Source organism: Streptomyces sp. NPDC051136, assembly GCF_044455745.1.
Classification (GTDB): Bacteria; Actinomycetota; Actinomycetes; order Streptomycetales; family Streptomycetaceae; genus Streptomyces.
On record NZ_JBITFE010000005.1, the window covers coordinates 437816 to 455535 of the forward strand.

Below are 17720 nucleotides of genomic sequence, written 5' to 3' on the forward strand. Positions count from 1 at the left end.
ACCCATGGCAACGCTTGAAATCCGAGACCTGCACGTCACCGTCGAGGCCGACAACGCCACGAAGGAGATCCTCAAGGGCGTCGACCTCACCGTGAAGCAGGGCGAGACGCACGCCATCATGGGCCCCAACGGCTCCGGCAAGTCGACCCTCGCCTACTCGCTCGCGGGTCACCCCAAGTACACGATCACCGGCGGCACCGTCACCCTCGACGGCGAGGACGTCCTGGAGATGTCCGTCGACGAGCGCGCCCGCGCCGGCCTCTTCCTCGCCATGCAGTACCCGGTCGAGGTCCCCGGCGTCTCGGTCTCCAACTTCCTGCGCACCTCCGCCACCGCCGTCCGCGGCGAGGCCCCGAAGCTGCGGCACTGGGTCAAGGAGGTCAAGGAGGCCATGGAGCGCCTCAACATGGACTCCTCCTTCGCCGAGCGCAACGTCAACGAGGGCTTCTCCGGCGGTGAGAAGAAGCGCCACGAGATCCTCCAGCTGGAGCTGCTCAAGCCGAAGGTCGCGATCCTCGACGAGACCGACTCCGGCCTGGACGTCGACGCCCTGCGCATCGTCTCCGAGGGTGTCAACCGCGTCCGCGAGACCGGTGAGGTCGGCACCCTGCTGATCACGCACTACACGCGCATCCTGCGCTACATCAAGCCCGACCACGTCCACGTCTTCGCGGACGGCCGCATCGCCGAGTCCGGTGGCGCCGAGCTGGCCGACAAGCTGGAGGCCGAGGGCTACGAGGCATACACGAAGGGCGGCGCATCCGAGTGACACAGCTGCCGGGCCTCCTCGACACCGAGGCGATCCGCAAGGACTTTCCCATCCTGGACCGCCAGGTCCACGACGGGCGCAAGCTCGTGTACCTGGACAACGCGGCGACCAGCCAGAAGCCGCGACAGGTGCTGGACGCGCTCAGCGAGTACTACGAGCGCTACAACGCCAACGTCCACCGTGGCGTGCACGTCCTCGCCGAGGAGGCCACGGCGCTGTACGAGGGCGCGCGTGACAAGGTCGCGGAGTTCATCAACGCGCCCTCCCGCGACGAGGTGATCTTCACCAAGAACGCCTCGGAGTCCCTCAACCTGGTCGCGAACATGCTGGGCTGGGCCGACGACCCCTACCGCGTGGACCACGAGACCGAGATCGTCATCACGGAGATGGAGCACCACTCCAACATCGTGCCGTGGCAGCTGCTCGCGCAGCGCACCGGCGCGAAGCTCCGCTGGTTCGGTCTCACCGACGACGGCCGCCTGGACCTGTCCAACATCGACGAGGTCATCACCGAGAAGACGAAGATCGTCTCCTTCGTGCTGGTCTCCAACATCCTGGGCACCCAGAACCCGGTCGAGGCGATCGTGCGCCGCGCCCAGGAGGTCGGCGCGCTCGTGTGCGTCGACGCCTCCCAGGCCGCGCCGCACATGCCGCTGGACGTGCAGGCCCTCCAGGCCGACTTCGTGGCCTTCACCGGCCACAAGATGTGCGGTCCGACCGGCATCGGCGTCCTGTGGGGCCGCCAGGAACTGCTGGAGGACCTCCCGCCGTTCCTGGGCGGCGGCGAGATGATCGAGACCGTCTCGATGCACTCCTCCACCTACGCCCCGGCCCCGCACAAGTTCGAGGCGGGCACGCCCCCGGTCGCCCAGGCGGTCGGTCTCGGCGCGGCGATCGACTACCTCGGCTCGATCGGCATGGACAAGATCCTCGCCCACGAGCACGCGCTGACCGAGTACGCCGTCAAGCGCCTGCTGGAGGTCCCCGACCTGCGCATCATCGGCCCCACCACGGCCGAGGAGCGCGGCGCGGCGATCTCCTTCACGCTGGGCGACATCCACCCGCACGACGTGGGCCAGGTCCTCGACGAGCAGGGCATCGCGGTCCGGGTCGGCCACCACTGCGCCCGTCCCGTCTGCCTGCGCTACGGAATTCCTGCGACCACGCGAGCGTCGTTCTATCTGTACTCCACGCCGGCCGAGATCGACGCGCTGGTCGACGGCCTGGAGCACGTACGGAACTTCTTCGGCTGACGGGACGAGCGAAGAGCATGAAGCTGGACTCCATGTACCAGGAAGTCATCCTGGACCACTACAAGAACCCGCACGGGCGGGGCTTGCGGGATGGCGACGCCGAGGTCCACCACGTCAACCCCACCTGCGGTGACGAGATCACCCTCCGCGTGAAGTACGACGGCACGACGATCAGCGACGTCAGCTACGAGGGCCAGGGCTGCTCCATCAGCCAGGCGAGCGCCTCCGTGCTGAACGACCTGCTGGTCGGCAAGGACCTGGCCCAGGCGCGGCAGATCCAGGAGACCTTCCTGGAGCTGATGCAGTCCAAGGGCAAGGTCGAGCCCGACGACGCCATGGAGGAGGTCCTGGAGGACGCGGTCGCGTTCGCCGGGGTCTCGAAGTACCCGGCCCGGGTCAAGTGCGCCCTGCTGAGCTGGATGGCCTGGAAGGACGCGACGGCACAGGCGCTGGAAGGCGCCGACGCCGAGAAGGAGACGACGGCATGAGCGAGACCCTCGAGATGAAGCCGGCCTCGGAGGAGGAACTCCGCGAGGCCCTGATGGACGTCGTGGACCCCGAGCTGGGCATCGACGTCGTCAACCTCGGCCTGATCTACGGCATCCACGTCGACGACGCGAACATCGCCACCATCGACATGACCCTGACGTCGGCGGCCTGTCCGCTGACCGACGTGATCGAGGACCAGGCCAAGTCCGCCACGGACGGCCTCGTCAGCGAGCTGCGCATCAACTGGGTCTGGATGCCGCCGTGGGGCCCCGACAAGATCACGGACGACGGCCGCGAGCAGCTGCGCGCGCTCGGGTTCAACGTCTGAGCCACACCGGCGGCACTGTCGCGAAGAACGGCGGCACCCTCGGGTGCCGCCGTTCGCCGTGTCCGCCCCGCCCTCGTTATGTACGCTCGTACACATGGGATACCTGCTCCTGGCCGGGGCCATCGCCGCCGAGGTCGCCGGCACCACCGCCATGAAGTACAGCGAGGGCTTCAGCAGGCTGGGCCCCTCCCTGCTGACGGCACTCGCGTACGTGCTGTCCTTCGCGCTGCTCGCCCAGACCCTGAAGCTCCTCGCCGTCGGCACGGCGTACGCCATCTGGGCCGGGGTGGGCACGGCCGCCATCGCCACCATCGGGGTCGCCTTCCTGGGTGAGGGGATGAGCGTCACCAAGGCCGCCGGGATCGCGCTGATCATCGTCGGCGTCGTCGTCCTCAACCTGGGCGGAGCCCACTGATGCCCCGCCGCCACGATCCCGGACGCCGCCAGCGCATCATCGACGCCGCGATCCGGGTCGTCGGGCAGAAGGGCATCGCCGGGCTCAGCCACCGCACCGTGGCCGCCGAGGCGGACGTGCCGCTCGGTTCCACCACGTACCACTTCGCGACCCTCGACGACCTCCTGGTCGCCGCCCTGCGCCAGGCCAACGAGGGCTTCGCCGAGGTCGTCGCCGCCCACCCCGCCCTGTCGGACCCCGAGGCCGACCTGCCCGCGGAACTGGCCCGCGTCCTCGGCGAGTGGCTCGGCGGCGACCGCACCGGCGTGGAGCTGGAGTACGAGCTGTACCTCGCCGCCCTGCGCCGTCCCGCCCTGCGCCCGGTCGCCGCGGAGTGGGCCGAGGGCGTGGGCGCCCTGCTCGCCGCCCGCACCGACCCCGTCACGGCCCGCGCCCTGGTCGCCGTACTGGACGGCATCTGCCTCCAGGTCCTCCTCACGGACACGCCGTACGACGAGGAGTACGCGCGGGAGGTGCTGGCGCGGCTGGTCCCCGCGCCCGCCACCCGAGACGGTCGCGGTCCCGGCTCGCTTCCACCGGCGACGGCCGGTTAGGTTGCCCTCATGACCGACACGACTGCTCCCCGCACCACCGGCGCCGTGGCCGCCGGCCTCGCCACGATCGCCGCCGACGGCACCGTCCTCGACACCTGGTTCCCGGCCCCCGCGCTGTCCGACGAGCCCGGTCCCTCCGGCACCGAGCGCCTCACCGCCGAACAGGCCGCCGAACTCCTGGGCGGCGGCGCCACCGCCGCGGTCGGTCCGGACGCCCGCCGGGGCGTCGAGGTGGTCGCGGTCCGCACGGTCATCTCCTCGCTGGACGACAAGCCGGTCGACACACACGACGTCTACCTGCGCCTGCACCTGCTCTCCCACCGCCTGGTCAAGCCGCACGGCCAGAGCCTGGACGGCATCTTCGCCCACCTCGCCAACGTCGCCTGGACCTCGCTCGGCCCGGTCGCCGTGGACGACATCGAGAAGGTCCGCCTCAACGCCCGCGCCGAGGGCCTGCACCTCCAGGTCACCTCGATCGACAAGTTCCCCCGCATGACCGACTACGTCGCCCCCAAGGGCGTGCGCATCGCCGACGCCGACCGCGTCCGGCTCGGCGCGCACCTCGCCGAGGGCACCACCGTCATGCACGAGGGCTTCGTCAACTTCAACGCCGGCACGCTGGGCACCTCGATGGTCGAGGGCCGCATCTCCGCGGGTGTCGTCGTCGGCGACGGCTCCGACATCGGCGGCGGTGCCTCCACCATGGGCACCCTCTCCGGCGGCGGCAACGTCCGCATCGTCATCGGCGAGCGCTGCCTGGTCGGCGCCGAGGCGGGCGTGGGCATCGCGCTGGGCGACGAGTGCGTGGTCGAGGCCGGCCTCTACGTCACCGCCGGCACCCGCGTCACGATGCCCGACGGCCAGATCGTCAAGGCGCGCGAGCTCTCCGGCGCCTCGAACATCCTCTTCCGCCGCAACTCGGTCACCGGCACGGTCGAGGCCCGCCCGAACAACGCGGTGTGGGGCGGCCTGAACGACGTGCTGCACAGCCACAACTGATCACCGACGGCCGTGACCTGCGGCCGCCTTACCGATCAACGCCCTGACCTGCTGCTGAGCTGTCGGTAGCTGTCGACGTTGGTCAACGCTGAGCGCCCTTCCACGGCCCTAGGACGGCCCGGGAGGGCGCTCAGCGTGTAGTCGCGTGCGGCGAGGCACAGATTTATCGACCCGGTACCGCGCACGCTTCGATACAGGATCTGTGGGAAGGCCGACCCACTGAGGATGGATGCGAGATATGTTCTGGGGCACAGTAGGCGAAGGCAGGTCAAGGGGGAAGCGTCGTGAAATTAGCGACCTCGATCGTGCAGATGATTTTCTGGCTGGCCACCTCGATGGTGGCAATTCTGGGCTATATCAACGCCAAGAGGACTATTTTTCAACCTCTCAGGACTGAAATCTTCAAGAAGCAGATCGAAGCACTCTCTTCGGCGCTTGAGCTATTCGTCGGAAAGAGGAGTGATGAACTTGCGGAAGATTTCGATATGGACTTTGGCGAGAAGGCCAACATCTTTCGCATGTATGACGCGTACTTGGAATTCGCCTTCGGCAGGAGAAGGTCTGAAGAGTTGCGCGAGTATCGACCGGAACTGTGTCCCACGGCCTGGGTCCACGCGGACTATCTCAGCTCCTATGACGCAGACAAGGAGGACCCCGCAGAGGAAGGGGCGAAGGTTGAGCTTCCCGCGAAGCCGAAAGACTGGGAATTTAAGGACGGGATGATTTCCGTCCCTCGAAGATACACGGAGAAGGAGGCGGACTTCCGTGCAGTGCTGGAGAATCCTCTTCTTCCGGCCAAGATAGCCGACCTGATAGAGCGCCACCTGGAGGCTGCGCATGAATATCTCAGCGCAATTGGCCCGGTGCTTGAAGAATGCGCCAGAGAAATGCCTGACCGTTATCCTGAACTTGACGACTTCCTTAAGTCAAAGTTTGATTGGATACACAACCGCCTAGTTGGGTATAGGCATAATGAGGGAATATCGCTCAGCGTTACCGCGAAAGCGGTAGTGGACGAGGTTCGCGAGTACTTCGATTCGGACAATCTCTTGCCCGTTCCTCGACGTCGCAAGTGAGGTCGGCGGAGCGGCTTTGGGCTGGAGCTGCTTTGGGGCGAGTGATCTTGGCCCCGTAAGCTTCCGGCGAGTCGGGCAGTCTGTGGACCTGCCCGTTAAAGCACGACGTTGGGGCCAAGATCTTAGAGGCTCGCCCCAAAGTGGCTGCCTAAAGCCGTGGAGCCGACCGCCCCAGCCACAGAGGGTGTCTCCCCACTTCATGCCCGCAGCCGCCGAGCGCGCCGCCGGGCGCGGCCAGCCGGGGCGAAGACAGGAGGCGGGCCGCGCCGTTGAGGCGGCGCGCGCCCGCGCCGTGCGCGGGCCTTGATGAAGTAGGGAAAGTTCTACCGCGTCCATGATCCGGAACGGACACTCCCGGGCTGTCGGCTACGTGCCCGTCTCGGCTACCGTGCGACCTATGCCCTCTGGACTGGACACGCCCCAAGGCGCGGCCGAACTGGCCGAGTCGCTGTTGCCCCCGCTCGGGAACCGCTGGCTGCACACTCAGGCCGTCGCGGCTCGTGCCCAGGAGGCATCCGCGGCTGTGCCCGAGGAGGATCGCGATCTGCTCGTCGCTGCGGCCTGGCTGCATGACCTCGGCTACGCGCCCGAGCTGCGGGATACGGGATTCCACCCGATCGATGGTGCGCGGCATCTCGAATCGCTCGGGGCGCCGGAGCGGCTTGTGCGCCTGGTCGCTCACCACTCTGGGGCTGTCTACGAGGCCGAACAGCGTGGGCTGACTGCGGAGCTGGACGCCTACGAGCGGGAAGACTCCCCGGTGCTGGATGCCCTGATCTACGCAGACATGACGACCGGTCCGGCTGGGCAGTCCTTCGACTTCGATCGCCGCATTGACGAGATCCTGGAGCGGTACGCAGAGGGCAGTGAGGTGCACAACGCGATCAGCAAGGCGCGTCCGTACCTCGGGGCCGCCGTCGAGCGGACGCGCGCTCGCCTCGCTGGTTAGCCGATGTGGGGATTAGTCCCGTCGGACAAACCGTGATCGATCCGCATCCGCATCGACGGGTGGATGTTCAGGCTGTCGAGTCGGCTCGGGTCCACGAACGCCACCTCCTTGCTCTCACTGCTCGTGCGTAGCTCGCCACCGACGATGCGGGCCCGGAAGCAGATGGAGAACTGCTGGCGGACCTCGCCGTCGTCGTACGCCATGACGTGAGCTGGGTTGGTGTAGATGCCGACCAGGCCGGTTACCTCGACGTCGAAGCCCGTCTCTTCCTTCGTCTCCCGTACGGCGGCGTCGGGGGCCGACTCGCCCACGTCGACTCCGCCGCCGGGCAGGGCCCAGAGGTTGTTGTCGGTCTTGTGGATGAGCAGGACTTCCCCGGCCTCGTTGACCGCCACCGCGGTTACTGACGGGACGATGCTGTTCGCCTTCGGGGCGTCCGGGGCGTTGAAGTAGTCGATGCGGGCCATGGGTCAAGCCTCGCATGTCCGGGGGCTGGTGGCGGTTGTGCCGGCATCCCTCTACGCGGGGCCTCCGAGCTCCCAGGCGTAGTCGAAGCTGCGCATGTAGTGCCGGAACGTCCGGGCCCCCGGGATGTACCGGAAGTGCAGGACCGGGTTCTGTCCGGCCGGTGCTCCGAGGACATGCGGGTTCACCAACACGTCGTCGTCGAAGCGGTAGATCGAGTTGTAGAGGATCGTGTCGTGCAAGCGGACCTCGACGCCGGGCGTCGTCATCGCCGGTTCGAGGTAGCGACGTGTGATGCGGGCGCGTGCGGCCAGGTCGCCGCCAATGCCCTCCTCCTCGCCGCGCTGGCGGACCATTTCGGAGTCGGGGTCTCCCAGGAGGATCCGGATCTGTGCCCCGGCCTTGGCCTTCTCCGCCAACTGGTCCGGCAGGTCCGGATGGCTGTCGAAGAGGAACAGACCGGCGTACACGAGGACGTCTACCTGGTCCTTCGCCTTCTCGATCAGCGACGACCACAGGGCGGTCGGCACGGCTCCCCGGTGCGGGTAGTACGTGATCAGTTCTGACGTGCTCGCGGTCTCCGCCTGCTTCTGCACGCTGGGCCAGATGTAGACCTCATCGACGCCCAAGAAGCTCGCAGCCTTCCAGCGGTGTCCCCGGTGCGGCGTGCGGTCCGTCGTGATCCACCGTTCCACGCTCTTGGGGTCCACTCCGACGTGCTGAGCCACGGACTGGATCGTCTCGCCCTTCGCTGAAATGGCCGCGCGCAGACGCTCGTTCGCCATGACGTGTCCTCTCCTGGGACGCCGTAGGGACGTTTTGACGATAGCTCAGACGTCCCTAAACGTCCATACGGACCGTGATGCGTCCACTACCTCTCGCGGTCTCCTGATCTCACCGCCGCATGGCGGCTCAACTGAGAACAGGAGAACAGACGATGCGTCAGATCCCCGTCGAGACCTCCACCGCCACCGTGATGGTGGCTCAGGCCCCCGAACCGAAGATCCGCGACCGCCGTACCGGTGAGATCGCCACCGACGCCGAGACCGGCGCGACCCTGATGACCGTGAACGTGATGTTCGCCCTCAACGGCGACGTCGAGATCCTGAGCGTCACCGTCCCGGAGACCGGCGTCTCCGGAGAGCTGACCATGGGCACGCCGGTCGTGCTCACGGGGCTGATCGCCCGACCGTGGGAGAACGAGTTCAACGGCCAGAAGCGGCACGGGATCGCCTTCCGCGCGGTCGCCGTCACCTCGCTCGCCGCCGACATGTCGAAGTCGAAGGCGGCTTGACCGTGACGTCACTCATCGTCCTTCTGGTGCTGGTCGCCGCCACTGCGGGACTCCTGCGGTGGCGGCGCCCCGCCTGGTTCTGGCTGACCTTCGGGGTCACCTTCGCGGCCCTCCGGGTCCTGGTCCGGTACGGCTCGGTGATGGACGCCTGCGGCCTGACGGTCCCCGCCGCCCGCTGGCGCATCGGCCTGGCCCGGATGACCAACCGGCCCGTCCCCGGCCCTCGCGCCCCGCGCATCCTCCGGGTGCGGCCGACCCGGACCGGCCTGGTGCTCCGGCTCAAGCTCCGGCCCGGTCAGGACGCCTTCGACGTGGCCGCGTCGTGCGACCGGCTGCGGCACTCGTTCGCCGTGTACGGCGTCACCTCTCGTGAGCTGCGCTCCGGCGTGGTCGAAGTGCGTATGACCGGCTATGACGTGCTCAAGCGCGTGCAGATGCCCGCCGTGACCGAGTCCCGTCCGATGCGTGTTCCGGTCGCCCTGCGCGAAGACGGCTCGGTCCACTTCCGCGACTACCGCACGGTTCCGCACGCGCTGACGCTCGGCGCCACAGAGTCCGGCAAGTCGGTCTATCAGCGCAACCTCGTCGCCGCCCTCGCCTCACAGCGGGTCGCCCTGGTCGGCATCGACTGCAAGCAGGGCGTAGAGCTGTTCCCACTGGCTCGCCGCTTCTCCGCACTGGCCGACAACCCCGACTCCGCCGCCGAACTTCTCGACGCGCTCGTGTCCCACATGGAGGACGTCTACCAGCTCATCCGTGCCGAACAGCGGATCACCGCTGACGTGCCGGACGCCGAGATCGCCGCCGATATCTGGGACCTGCGCGAGGACCTGCGCCCGATACCCATCGTGGTCCTGGTCGACGAGGTGGCCGAACTCGCCCTCTTCGCGACCAAGGACGAGGAGAAGCGGCGGGACCGGATCATCACCGCGCTCGCCCGTCTCGCCCAGCTCGGCCGCGCTGCCGGCATCTATCTGGAGATCTGCGGACAGCGGTTCGGCTCCGAACTCGGCAAGGGCATCACCATGCTCCGCGCCCAGCTCACCGGCCGTACGGCACACCGCGTCAACGACGAGTCCAGCGCCAACATGGCCTTCGGTGACATCGCTCCGGATGCCGTGCTGGCCGCGATCCAGATCCCCACGGACACGCCGGGCGTCGCCGTCACGGGTGACTCCACGGGCGGCTGGGCTCGCATCCGCGCCCCGCACACCTCACTGCGGCAGGCCGTGAACATCTGCAACCGGCATGCCGACCTGACCCCGGACGTGCCCGCCCTGGCTCCCTTCCGGCCCGTGCTCGGCGCTCCTGCTCCGGCGCTGGTGCCCGCCGTCGAGTCCGCTCCGGCTGCGGCCTGAGAACGCCCTCTCCCTGGCCTGACCCTCGCGAAGGAGGTGACGACATGACCCGCTCGATTCGCCCGGACGCCGTGCTTGTTCAGGCCGTGATCGCCGGAGCCCTGTCCTTCGCCCACCTGCACGACCTCGCCGCCGCTGCCGGGCAGACCGGTTGGAAGGCATGGGCCTACCCGGTCAGTGTCGACCTGCTGTTGGTCGCGGCCTGGCGTCGGCTGCGCAATGACGGGCCGTCCCGGCTGGCCTGGTGCTGGTTCCTGATCGCCCTGGTGGCCTCGCTCGGCGCGAACGTCGCCACGGCCGGGTTCCTCGACCTGGAACACCCGCCTGCTCTCCTCCGGCTCGGCGTCGCCGGTTGGCCTGCCCTCGCCTTCCTCGGCGGCACGCTGCTCGCCCACGCTCCCAACTCCGCCATCGAAGACCGGACGCCGGTTCCGTCGCCGTCCACGGCGGCCCCCGCCTCGGACCCCGGCCCGGAGCCTGTTCCCGCCGCTGAGCCTGATCCCGTCTCGGCCGCTGACGACACCCCGGCTCTCCCTGCCGCTGAACCTGCTCCCGCGGTGCCGGTCCCGGCCGCGCTGGTCGAGCACGCCCGCAAGGTCGCCGCGGACCACGAACAACGGACCGGTGCCCGAATCGACACCGACACGCTTCGCGCTCGCCTCGGCGTCCCCGCGCCCATGGCCGATGCCATCGCCGCCCAACTCGTCTGAACCGAGAGGAGATCACCCGTCATGCCTGCCCGCGACTTCTTCCACTCCGTGATGCGGATCGGACCGGTGCAGATCGGCACCCACCGCGACCGCCACGGCCAGACCAAGCACGCCGCCGTGTGCAGCTCGGACGGCTGCGGCTGGTCCGCCGACTACACCAGCCAGTCCGCCGCCCAGCTCGCCGCCCGCACCCACCGTTGCAAGGTCCGCTAGGAGGTCGTGATGGACGTCCCGCTCTGGTTCGCCCTGCTCTGCGTCGGAGTCCTCGGCGTCAAGCTCATCCGTCCGCCCTGGTGGCTGATCGGCGTGCTCCTGCTCGGCGGGTTCCTTCTCGCCGACAGCGTCTTCGCCCCCGCCGTCGACGGCTTCGTTAAGTAGCTCACTCAGAAGGGAGATCACCCATGCTGCGTCCCAAGGTCCCGACCAACCCCGCGCCCACGGGCTTCGTGTCCCCGCCCGCCGTCATCGAGCCGACCGCCGTCGTCCCGAGCGACCAGGCCCCGCCGCCCGTCATGGCGGCTCCGGCGCCCGCTCGTCCCACGGTTCAGCTCACGCCCGGCTCCGTGCTCGCCCTCGTCGGTGGCGGCACCGCCGTGGTCCTCGTCGTCGGCGCCGTCCTCGTCTCGATGCTGCTCGCGGTCGCCATCACCGGCGCCTCGGTCGCCGTGTGCGCCGTCGTCCTGCGCTCGCTGCTCGCCTCTGAGTCCAAGCGGCGTTGAGCGGCCCCCGGAGCGGCCTCAACCGCCAAGTCTTGTCCGCTCCGGGCGCCGTCCCTGTCCGATCTCTCAACCGGAAGGAACCTCCATCATGACCGGCTCCGCCCCGGCCACCGCCGCATCCCCGCGGATCTGCCCGAACTGCGACGGCTTCGCCACCGCCGCCGTATCCTCCGGCGACCGCGACGCCTCCGGGCAGTTGCCCACGCTCGCCGTCGACTGCCCGGCCTGCCACGGTGCCGGCACACTGCCCGCCTCCGTCGCCCAGTTCGCCGGGGGTCGTGCATGACCAACCCCGCGACCTTCGCGGGCCTGGACCCGGTCACCCTCTCCGACACGCTGAGGGTGGCCGGGTCTCCGGGCTTCGACCGCTGGCAGGACCAGGTCCGCCGCACCGGTGGCTGCGCCGATCCGGTCCACCTGTCCGGCTGGGTCATTCACAAAGACAAGACGACCGGCGAGACCCTGCACCACTACTCCACCGAGCATGAGCCGGGCGGACGTCTCCGAGTCGCGTGCGGGAATCGCCGTGCTTCTCGCTGCCCGTCCTGCGCCTGGATCTACGCGGGCGACACCTACCGTCTGATCCGCGCCGGGCTCGCCGGAGACGAGGACAAGGACATACCTGCCACGGTCCGGAATCACCCCCGCGTCTTCGCGACGCTCACGGCGCCTTCCTTCGGCCCGGTCCACAACCGGCCCGATCACGGGCCCTGCCGTTGCGGGATTCGGCACGCCTCGGATGACTCCGCCCTCGGTGCCGCGCTGGACCCGGAGACGTATGACTACGCGGGCAGCGTCCTGTTCAACAACCACGCCGGGGACCTCTGGCAGCGGTTCACGAACCGTCTCCGGCGCGAGATCGCCGCCCGCGCGGGCCTGACGCAACGAGAGCTGAAGGAGTGCGCTCGCCTCTCGTACGGCAAGGTCGCGGAGTTCCAGAAGAGGGGCGCCGTGCACTTCCATGCCGTGATCCGCATCGACGGGGCCGAGGGACCTGACTCCGCGGCGCCGTCCTGGGCCAGCACGGAGCTGCTCAGTGATGCGATCCGGGCCGCGGCCCATCACTCGTACACGACCGTCAGTGTCCCCGCCTCGGGGGACCAGCCTGCCCGTACGTTCCGGTGGGGTCGCCAACTCGACGTCCGGCCAGTCAAGGCGTTCGGAGACGGCTCCGATCTCACTGAACAGGCCGTGGCCTCGTACGTGGCGAAGTACGCGACCAAGGCTGCCGAGAACACCGGAACCCTCGATCGCCGGGTGGGCGAACTCGCCGAACTCGACCGTCACAACGTCCCGGACCACGCCCGGCGCCTGATCACCGCATGCCGGGATCTGGACGGGCTGTACCCGGATCGGCGCCTGTGGGCCTGGGCTCACATGCTCGGCTTCCGTGGTCACTTCTCCAGCAAGAGCCGCCGTTACTCGACCACGCTCGGCGCACTGCGAAAGGCACGCGCCGACTTCCGCGCCGCGCAGGAACGCGAAGCTCTCGCGCTCGAAGACCGCGAGCCTGACACCGTCCTGGTGCTGGCCGATTGGCAGTATGCCGGGCACGGTCACACCCCTGGTGAATCCGCCCTCGCTGCGACGATCGCACGTGATCTGCAAGGCAACCGCGAGACCGCTCGCGAAGCTCTGGCAGAGCTGCACGCCGAGGGGGAGTGGTGACCATGCCGACTCGGCTGCCTGAGCGCTACCTCACGCCGGAAGACCTGGTCCAGCTCTTCGACCTCCCCAGCGTCGAGACCGTCTACCAGTGGCGGCGCAAGCGTCTGGGGCCCCGCGGCTTCCGGGTCGGTCGGCACCTGCGCTACGACCCGAAGGACGTGCAGAGCTGGGTGCAGTCCCGCATGAAAGGGGCTGCTGCCTGATGGCCGGACATGTGCAAGACCGCTGGTACAAGAACGTCCCGGGCCCGGACGGCAAGACCGTCAAGGTCAAGACCGAGCGGTACGGCGTCGGACACCGCTACCGCGCCCGGTACGTCGCGCCGGACGGCTCCGAGAAGTCGAAGAGCTTCCCGGACAAGCAGAAGCGCAAGGCTGACGCCTGGCTGTCCAACATCGAAGCCGACATGTCGCAAGGGCGATACATCGATCCTGCGGCGGGTGCGGTGACCTTCGGGCAGTACGCCAAGGAATGGATGGCGGGGCTCACGATCGACCCGGTGACCCGTGAGAGCGTCGAGATCCGGTTGCGGGTTCACGCCCTGCCGTACCTCGGTGACCGGCCCTTGGCGTCCTTCCGGCCCTCGCACCTCCGCGCCTGGATGCGCCAGCTGGAGGAGACCGGGCGGGCGGCCTCCTACCGGCGGTCCATCTTCGCCAACGTGTCCGCCGTCTTCACGGCCGCCGTGGAGGACCGGGTCATCGCCGAAAATCCCTGCCGGGCTCGCTCGGTGCGGGCGCCTGCCCTCGACGGGCGCAAGGTCAAGCCGTGGTCGGTCGACCAGGTCATGGCCGTGCACGAGGCGCTGCCGGACGTCTACAGGGAAATGGTGTCCCTCGGGGCAGGCTGCGGTCTCCGGCAAGGTGAGATCTTCGGCCTGGCGGTCGAGGACGTCGACTTCCTCGGCGGCGTCCTTCGCGTCACCCGGCAGGTCAAGCTCATCCGTGGTGTTCAGGCGGTCTTCGGGCCGCCCAAGGGTGGCAAGGAACGCCATGTGCCGCTGCCCGAGTCGGTCGCCGCCGCACTGGAGGCGCACATCACCAGGCATCAGCCGGTGGACCTCACTCTGCCGTGGAAGACGCCGGACGGGCCGCCCGTCACAGCCTCGCTGCTGTTCGTCACCGCGGCGCGCCGGTCGCTCAACCGGACTCGGTTCAACCGGTCCGTGTGGCGCCCGGCGCTCGTTTCTGCCGGCATACCCCTCGGCCGCGAGAACGGCATGCACGCGCTGCGCCACTTCTACGCCTCCGTCCTCCTGGACGCTGGCGAGAGCATCAAGGCCCTGAGTGAGTACCTCGGGCACCACGACCCGAGCTTCACGCTGCGCACGTACACCCACCTGATGCCGAACAGCGAGGCGCGCACCCGGGCCACCGTCGATCGCGTCCTTCGCGGCCCGGACCACCCCCAGGACGGCCCCGATACGGCCCATGGCTCAGGTCAGGCGTCTGACCTGGAAGGTGATCAGAACAGCCACAACTGAGGCACCCGTCCTCGCCGGGCGCCCTTTCCGTCCGTCGGGCGGGGGGGGGCGCTCAGCCGTCGGCGGGGGCGGACCGCTCCTGCTGGCGGCGCACGATCTCCGTGATCCAGACCGGGGCGTACGGGGAGGTGCAGCCCGGGGCAGTGGGGTAGTCCTTCAGGACGCCGAGGCGCTCACCGATCGCCAGGGCGCGGGGGCGGTGACCGGGGTGGTCGATGCCGATCCGGGCCAGGCAGTGGTTCATCGCCCACTGCAGACGGTCCGGGGCGTCCTTCATCTCCGACTCCACCGTGTCCAGCAGAGCCGGCAGGTCGAGGCCGGCGGGCCTCTTCGTCACGCGTTCGGTGGTCAGGGCCCAGCCGGCGCTCGCGACCACCGGGTCCGGGTCGGCGGTCCAGGACACGCGCAGCTCCTCGGCGTGCGGGCTCTTCTTCACCACGTAGTTCACGAGCCAGTCGTGCACCTTGGGGGTGCGGGCCTCGCGCAGCATGGTGTCCAGTTCGTCGCGCTCGAAGGACTTCGGGCGGCAGACCAGGACGGCCAGCAGCCGTGCGGCGGAGTCGCCCGTCGCCCAGAGGCGGCGCGCGAGTTCCGGCTGTGTGCGCAGGCGCTTGGCGAGGGCGCGCAGCTTCGTGAGGTTCACGCCGTGGTCGTCGCCGTGCTTCTCGTTCACGGCCCGGACCTTCGGGTCGTCGAGTGCGGCCAGCTCGGCCATCACCTCGGCCACCGCCGGCCCGGTCGGTGTCTTCTCCGGCACCTCGGCCGCCTCCCGTCGCCGTCCGCCTCGCCCGCCTGCCCGGTCCAGCCTACGGCGGCGCTCACCGTTTCAGGGCGCGGTAGCGCTTGAGCAGCGCGGTGACGCGGACCTGGTCGGCCGGTCCGTTCAGCTCGGTCAGGAGGTCGTCGGGGCACAGCTCGTACAGGTCGCCCCACCAGCGGCGGCCCTTGCTGTCCCAGATCCGGTACCCGCCCGGGACGCCCCGGGCCACGTAGCGTCGTCTGCTCATCGCCCGCACCGTAACCCGTCCGTACGGATGACCGCCCGTCACTTGCCGCGCTGCGCTCGCAACCGGACGGTGTCGGCGGTCAGTTGCTCGTAGGTCGTCAGCAGACCTGCCGTGGCGGCCGGGTCCGCGGGGCGCAGGGGCGCGCGGACCGGGCCCGCCGGCAGGCCCAGTGCGCCGAGGAGCGCCTTGGCGGTGACCGTGCCGGGCAGGCCCGCCGCCATCATCGACTCGACGAGCGGGAGCGCCCGTCGCTGCAGCAGGGCGGCCCGCCCGGTGTCACCCGCGTCGAAGGCGTCGAGGACGGCCCGGAACAGCTCCGGTACGACGTTCGCGACCGTGCTGACGTATCCCGCCGCGCCGATCGCGTACAGGGCGAGGACCTGCTCGTCGCAGCCCGCGTAGTACGCCAGGCCGGTGCGGGAGAGCACCTTCTGGGTGCCGAGGAGGTCGTAGGAGCAGTCCTTGACGGCGACGATCCGCGGGTGCTCGGCGAGCCGGACGAGGGTGCCGGGTTCGATGCGGGTGCCGGTGCGCCCCGGGATGTCGTACAGCATCACGGGCAGGCCGCTCGCGTCGGCGACCTCGCGGAAGTGCCACTCCAAGGCGTCCTGCGGGGGCCTGCTGTAGTACGGCGCGACCACCAGCAGGCCGTCCGCGCCGGCCTTCTCGGCGGCCAGGGCCGACTCCACGGTGTGCCGGGTGTCCGCCGTGCCCACCCCGGCGACCAGGGCCGCACGGTCCCCGACGGCTTCCCGGACCGCCGCCACCAGGGCCGCCTTCTCGGCGTCCGAGGTGGTCGGAGACTCGCCCGTGGTGCCGGACAGCACGAGCCCGTCGCAGCCCCGGGCGACCAGCCGGGCGGCGAGGCGCCGTGCGCCGTCGAGATCGAGCGCGCCCGACTCGGTGAAGGGCGTGACCATCGCGCACAGGGCGCGGCCGAAGGGCGCGGGGCGAGGGGCGTCTGTCGTCATGCGAGTAGTGTCGGCGGCTCGACAGTGTAGCTCCACTTAATTCTTCTACGAGATAGTGGTAAGCGATGCTTCAGTTACGTCCGTGTGCGCGGGCAAGGGTAGTGCCGCCGGGGCCGGGGTACCCGGGGTGCTCCGAACCGAGAGGAGGCGGGAACACCGTGACCGGAACCATGCACACGAGGCCGGTGCGCGACGAGCAGCACTCCGTGGGCGAACTCGTCGGGCAGGCCACCGAGCAGCTCTCACGGCTCGTGCGCCAGGAAGTGGCCCTGGCCAAGATGGAACTGGCCGAGAAGGGCAAGCGGGCCGGGCGCGGCGGCGGAATGCTCGGTGCCGCGGGCGCCATCGCCTACGTGGGCCTGTTCGCCCTGGCAGGCACGGCCACCGCCGCGCTCTCGCTGGTGCTGCCCGTCTGGGCCGCGGCGCTCATCGTGACGGCGGTGCTCTTCGTGATCGCCGGCGTCCTGGCCATGGCCGGTCGCTCCCAGCTCCGCCGGGCCGTGCCGCCCAAGCCGGAGGAGACCCTCGACAGCGTCAAGGCCGACGTGGACCAGATCAGGGAAAGGGCACATCGATGACCGACGCGACGGGCCGGGACGGCACGAGGAGCGGCTCCACGGCGCAGCCGGTCGGCGGAGCCAAGGGCCCCGACGAGCTGAGGCAGCAGATCGAACGGACCCGCGGAGAACTCGGCGACACCGTCGAGGAACTGGCGGGCAAGGCGGACGTGAAGGGCCGCGCCAAGGCCCGGGCCGCCGACCTGAGGGACAAGGCCGGAGCCATGACCGTGCAGCTGCGCAGCTCGGCGGCGCACGCCGGGCACGCCGTGCAGGACAAGGCCGGCCGGGCCGGCCACGCCGCACAGGACAAGGTCCCGGGACGGGACGGAGGGCGGCGGCACACCGCGTCGTCCGGACGGGCCGGGGGTGCGGTGCGCGCGGGGCTCGGGCATCCGCGCGCCGTGCTGGTGGCAGGGGCGGTGGCGGGCGTGGTGCTCGGGGCGAGCCTGGTGCGGCGCCGCCACCACGGGCACTGCTGAGACCGTGTACGAGAACGGGTGGGGGGGGGGGGGGGGGGGGGGGGGGGGGGGGGGGGCGCCCGCCCCCGCCGGCCCGGGGGGGGGGGGTGGGGGGGGTAATGTAGTCTGGGGGGCGTGGTGTGGGGGGGGGCGGGC

At 69.7% G+C, this 17720-nt stretch carries 26 protein-coding genes; 21 read left to right on the plus strand and 5 right to left on the minus strand.

Going from position 1 to position 17720, the window contains the following annotated elements; genetic code table 11:
• Window positions 1–4: 4 nt before the first annotated feature.
• From sufC to ACIBCJ_RS17275, 9 genes are all read left to right on the plus strand, one after another.
• Window positions 5–769, plus strand: coding sequence for a Fe-S cluster assembly ATPase SufC (sufC, locus tag ACIBCJ_RS17235; RefSeq protein WP_362107778.1), 765 nt, complete (start codon window positions 5–7; stop codon window positions 767–769).
• Window positions 766–2022, plus strand: coding sequence for a cysteine desulfurase (locus ACIBCJ_RS17240; RefSeq protein ID WP_133890493.1), 1257 nt, complete (start codon window positions 766–768; stop codon window positions 2020–2022). The genes sufC and ACIBCJ_RS17240 overlap by 4 nt, the downstream gene beginning before the upstream one ends.
• Window positions 2023–2039: 17 nt before the next feature.
• Window positions 2040–2510: a Fe-S cluster assembly sulfur transfer protein SufU gene (gene sufU, locus ACIBCJ_RS17245; protein ID WP_362107783.1), complete on the plus strand. Its 471-nt coding sequence runs from the start codon at window positions 2040–2042 to the stop codon at window positions 2508–2510.
• On the plus strand, window positions 2507–2839 hold the full coding sequence (locus ACIBCJ_RS17250) for a metal-sulfur cluster assembly factor (RefSeq protein ID WP_059301801.1): 333 nt from the start codon (window positions 2507–2509) through the stop codon (window positions 2837–2839). The genes sufU and ACIBCJ_RS17250 overlap by 4 nt, the downstream gene beginning before the upstream one ends.
• A 94-nt stretch (window positions 2840–2933) precedes the next feature.
• Window positions 2934–3254 (plus strand): multidrug efflux SMR transporter, encoded by a 321-nt coding sequence (locus ACIBCJ_RS17255; protein ID WP_362107787.1) that lies wholly within the window; start codon window positions 2934–2936, stop codon window positions 3252–3254.
• A complete protein-coding gene (locus tag ACIBCJ_RS17260) occupies window positions 3254–3847 on the plus strand; it encodes a TetR family transcriptional regulator (protein ID WP_362107790.1) in 594 nt (197 codons plus the stop codon). Before ACIBCJ_RS17255 ends, ACIBCJ_RS17260 begins: the two co-directional genes overlap by 1 nt.
• A 9-nt stretch (window positions 3848–3856) precedes the next feature.
• Window positions 3857–4846, plus strand: coding sequence for a 2,3,4,5-tetrahydropyridine-2,6-dicarboxylate N-succinyltransferase (gene dapD, locus ACIBCJ_RS17265; RefSeq protein ID WP_362107793.1), 990 nt, complete (start codon window positions 3857–3859; stop codon window positions 4844–4846).
• A 284-nt stretch (window positions 4847–5130) separates the two neighbouring features.
• A complete protein-coding gene (locus ACIBCJ_RS17270) occupies window positions 5131–5922 on the plus strand; it encodes a hypothetical protein (RefSeq protein WP_365980239.1) in 792 nt (263 codons plus the stop codon).
• A 397-nt stretch (window positions 5923–6319) separates the two neighbouring features.
• Window positions 6320–6871 carry an HD domain-containing protein gene (locus ACIBCJ_RS17275; RefSeq protein WP_319217972.1) on the plus strand — a complete coding sequence of 184 codons (552 nt, stop codon included), beginning with the start codon at window positions 6320–6322 and terminating at the stop codon, window positions 6869–6871.
• Here the strand turns inward: ACIBCJ_RS17275 and ACIBCJ_RS17280 are convergent.
• Both ACIBCJ_RS17280 and ACIBCJ_RS17285 read right to left on the minus strand, forming a co-directional pair.
• Window positions 6868–7338 carry an NUDIX domain-containing protein gene (locus ACIBCJ_RS17280; RefSeq protein WP_365980240.1) on the minus strand — a complete coding sequence of 157 codons (471 nt, stop codon included), beginning with the start codon at window positions 7336–7338 and terminating at the stop codon, window positions 6868–6870. The genes ACIBCJ_RS17275 and ACIBCJ_RS17280 overlap by 4 nt on opposite strands.
• A gap of 51 nt (window positions 7339–7389) precedes the next feature.
• Window positions 7390–8121 (minus strand): XRE family transcriptional regulator, encoded by a 732-nt coding sequence (locus ACIBCJ_RS17285; RefSeq protein ID WP_365980241.1) that lies wholly within the window; start codon window positions 8119–8121, stop codon window positions 7390–7392.
• Window positions 8122–8273: 152 nt separating this feature from the next.
• On the opposite strand from ACIBCJ_RS17285, the gene ACIBCJ_RS17290 reads away from it, so the two are divergent.
• The 10 genes from ACIBCJ_RS17290 (at window position 8274) to ACIBCJ_RS17335 (ending at window position 14568) form a co-directional block, all read left to right on the plus strand.
• Complete coding sequence (locus ACIBCJ_RS17290) at window positions 8274–8630, plus strand: hypothetical protein (protein ID WP_365980242.1); 357 nt, start codon at window positions 8274–8276, stop codon at window positions 8628–8630.
• A gap of 2 nt (window positions 8631–8632) precedes the next feature.
• Complete coding sequence (locus ACIBCJ_RS17295) at window positions 8633–9988, plus strand: FtsK/SpoIIIE domain-containing protein (RefSeq protein WP_365980243.1); 1356 nt, start codon at window positions 8633–8635, stop codon at window positions 9986–9988.
• Between the two features lie 44 nt (window positions 9989–10032).
• Window positions 10033–10698, plus strand: coding sequence for a DUF2637 domain-containing protein (locus ACIBCJ_RS17300; protein ID WP_365980244.1), 666 nt, complete (start codon window positions 10033–10035; stop codon window positions 10696–10698).
• A 21-nt stretch (window positions 10699–10719) separates the two neighbouring features.
• Window positions 10720–10911: a mobile element transfer protein gene (locus ACIBCJ_RS17305; RefSeq protein ID WP_007387681.1), complete on the plus strand. Its 192-nt coding sequence runs from the start codon at window positions 10720–10722 to the stop codon at window positions 10909–10911.
• Between the two features lie 9 nt (window positions 10912–10920).
• Window positions 10921–11076, plus strand: a complete 156-nt coding sequence (locus tag ACIBCJ_RS17310; RefSeq protein ID WP_063789674.1) for a hypothetical protein — start codon at window positions 10921–10923, stop codon at window positions 11074–11076.
• A gap of 23 nt (window positions 11077–11099) precedes the next feature.
• Window positions 11100–11417: a SpdD-like protein gene (locus tag ACIBCJ_RS17315; RefSeq protein ID WP_365980247.1), complete on the plus strand. Its 318-nt coding sequence runs from the start codon at window positions 11100–11102 to the stop codon at window positions 11415–11417.
• Window positions 11418–11505: 88 nt separating this feature from the next.
• Window positions 11506–11703: a hypothetical protein gene (locus tag ACIBCJ_RS17320; RefSeq protein ID WP_326653631.1), complete on the plus strand. Its 198-nt coding sequence runs from the start codon at window positions 11506–11508 to the stop codon at window positions 11701–11703.
• Window positions 11700–13085 carry a replication initiator protein RepSA gene (gene repSA, locus ACIBCJ_RS17325; RefSeq protein ID WP_365980248.1) on the plus strand — a complete coding sequence of 462 codons (1386 nt, stop codon included), beginning with the start codon at window positions 11700–11702 and terminating at the stop codon, window positions 13083–13085. The genes ACIBCJ_RS17320 and repSA overlap by 4 nt, the downstream gene beginning before the upstream one ends.
• Window positions 13086–13087: 2 nt before the next feature.
• A complete protein-coding gene (locus ACIBCJ_RS17330; protein WP_153180436.1) occupies window positions 13088–13288 on the plus strand; it encodes an AlpA family transcriptional regulator in 201 nt (66 codons plus the stop codon).
• Window positions 13288–14568, plus strand: a complete 1281-nt coding sequence (locus ACIBCJ_RS17335; protein WP_365980249.1) for a site-specific integrase — start codon at window positions 13288–13290, stop codon at window positions 14566–14568. Before ACIBCJ_RS17330 ends, ACIBCJ_RS17335 begins: the two co-directional genes overlap by 1 nt.
• A gap of 52 nt (window positions 14569–14620) precedes the next feature.
• Here ACIBCJ_RS17335 and ACIBCJ_RS17340 read toward each other — a convergent pair whose 3' ends face one another.
• The 3 genes from ACIBCJ_RS17340 to dapA all read right to left on the minus strand — a co-directional run bounded on the left by ACIBCJ_RS17340 (window position 14621) and on the right by dapA (window position 16546).
• Window positions 14621–15283 (minus strand): DNA alkylation repair protein, encoded by a 663-nt coding sequence (locus ACIBCJ_RS17340; RefSeq protein WP_365980305.1) that lies wholly within the window; start codon window positions 15281–15283, stop codon window positions 14621–14623.
• 103 nt (window positions 15284–15386) lie between these two features.
• Window positions 15387–15575, minus strand: a complete 189-nt coding sequence (locus tag ACIBCJ_RS17345; RefSeq protein WP_362107796.1) for a hypothetical protein — start codon at window positions 15573–15575, stop codon at window positions 15387–15389.
• A 38-nt stretch (window positions 15576–15613) separates the two neighbouring features.
• Complete coding sequence (gene dapA, locus ACIBCJ_RS17350) at window positions 15614–16546, minus strand: 4-hydroxy-tetrahydrodipicolinate synthase (protein WP_365980250.1); 933 nt, start codon at window positions 16544–16546, stop codon at window positions 15614–15616.
• Between the two features lie 158 nt (window positions 16547–16704).
• Here dapA and ACIBCJ_RS17355 point away from each other — a divergent pair, with 158 nt between their 5' ends.
• Complete coding sequence (locus ACIBCJ_RS17355; RefSeq protein ID WP_133890487.1) at window positions 16705–17124, plus strand: phage holin family protein; 420 nt, start codon at window positions 16705–16707, stop codon at window positions 17122–17124.
• The gene (locus ACIBCJ_RS17360; protein ID WP_365980251.1) at window positions 17121–17585 is read left to right on the plus strand and encodes a DUF3618 domain-containing protein; all 465 of its coding nucleotides are present in this window, start codon (window positions 17121–17123) and stop codon (window positions 17583–17585) included. Before ACIBCJ_RS17355 ends, ACIBCJ_RS17360 begins: the two co-directional genes overlap by 4 nt.
• Window positions 17586–17720: the final 135 nt, after the last annotated feature.

Bases quoted from the DNA above. Each gene is read 5' to 3' on its own strand.
- repSA (WP_365980248.1), top strand. From the start codon at position 11,700: ATGACCAACCCCGCGACCTTCGCGGGCCTGGACCCGGTCACCCTCTCC.
- ACIBCJ_RS17305 (WP_007387681.1), top strand. From the start codon at position 10,720: ATGCCTGCCCGCGACTTCTTCCACTCCGTGATGCGGATCGGACCGGTG.
- sufU (WP_362107783.1), top strand. From the start codon at position 2,040: ATGAAGCTGGACTCCATGTACCAGGAAGTCATCCTGGACCACTACAAG.
- ACIBCJ_RS17360 (WP_365980251.1), top strand. From the start codon at position 17,121: ATGACCGACGCGACGGGCCGGGACGGCACGAGGAGCGGCTCCACGGCG.
- ACIBCJ_RS17345 (WP_362107796.1), bottom strand. From the start codon at position 15,575: ATGAGCAGACGACGCTACGTGGCCCGGGGCGTCCCGGGCGGGTACCGG.
- dapD (WP_362107793.1), top strand. From the start codon at position 3,857: ATGACCGACACGACTGCTCCCCGCACCACCGGCGCCGTGGCCGCCGGC.
- ACIBCJ_RS17340 (WP_365980305.1), bottom strand. From the start codon at position 15,283: ATGGCCGAGCTGGCCGCACTCGACGACCCGAAGGTCCGGGCCGTGAAC.
- ACIBCJ_RS17335 (WP_365980249.1), top strand. From the start codon at position 13,288: ATGGCCGGACATGTGCAAGACCGCTGGTACAAGAACGTCCCGGGCCCG.
- ACIBCJ_RS17285 (WP_365980241.1), bottom strand. From the start codon at position 8,121: ATGGCGAACGAGCGTCTGCGCGCGGCCATTTCAGCGAAGGGCGAGACG.
- ACIBCJ_RS17250 (WP_059301801.1), top strand. From the start codon at position 2,507: ATGAGCGAGACCCTCGAGATGAAGCCGGCCTCGGAGGAGGAACTCCGC.
- dapA (WP_365980250.1), bottom strand. From the start codon at position 16,546: ATGACGACAGACGCCCCTCGCCCCGCGCCCTTCGGCCGCGCCCTGTGC.
- ACIBCJ_RS17280 (WP_365980240.1), bottom strand. From the start codon at position 7,338: ATGGCCCGCATCGACTACTTCAACGCCCCGGACGCCCCGAAGGCGAAC.
- ACIBCJ_RS17275 (WP_319217972.1), top strand. From the start codon at position 6,320: ATGCCCTCTGGACTGGACACGCCCCAAGGCGCGGCCGAACTGGCCGAG.
- ACIBCJ_RS17315 (WP_365980247.1), top strand. From the start codon at position 11,100: ATGCTGCGTCCCAAGGTCCCGACCAACCCCGCGCCCACGGGCTTCGTG.
- ACIBCJ_RS17330 (WP_153180436.1), top strand. From the start codon at position 13,088: ATGCCGACTCGGCTGCCTGAGCGCTACCTCACGCCGGAAGACCTGGTC.
- ACIBCJ_RS17310 (WP_063789674.1), top strand. From the start codon at position 10,921: ATGGACGTCCCGCTCTGGTTCGCCCTGCTCTGCGTCGGAGTCCTCGGC.
- ACIBCJ_RS17320 (WP_326653631.1), top strand. From the start codon at position 11,506: ATGACCGGCTCCGCCCCGGCCACCGCCGCATCCCCGCGGATCTGCCCG.
- ACIBCJ_RS17300 (WP_365980244.1), top strand. From the start codon at position 10,033: ATGACCCGCTCGATTCGCCCGGACGCCGTGCTTGTTCAGGCCGTGATC.
- ACIBCJ_RS17260 (WP_362107790.1), top strand. From the start codon at position 3,254: ATGCCCCGCCGCCACGATCCCGGACGCCGCCAGCGCATCATCGACGCC.
- ACIBCJ_RS17255 (WP_362107787.1), top strand. From the start codon at position 2,934: ATGGGATACCTGCTCCTGGCCGGGGCCATCGCCGCCGAGGTCGCCGGC.
- sufC (WP_362107778.1), top strand. From the start codon at position 5: ATGGCAACGCTTGAAATCCGAGACCTGCACGTCACCGTCGAGGCCGAC.
- ACIBCJ_RS17290 (WP_365980242.1), top strand. From the start codon at position 8,274: ATGCGTCAGATCCCCGTCGAGACCTCCACCGCCACCGTGATGGTGGCT.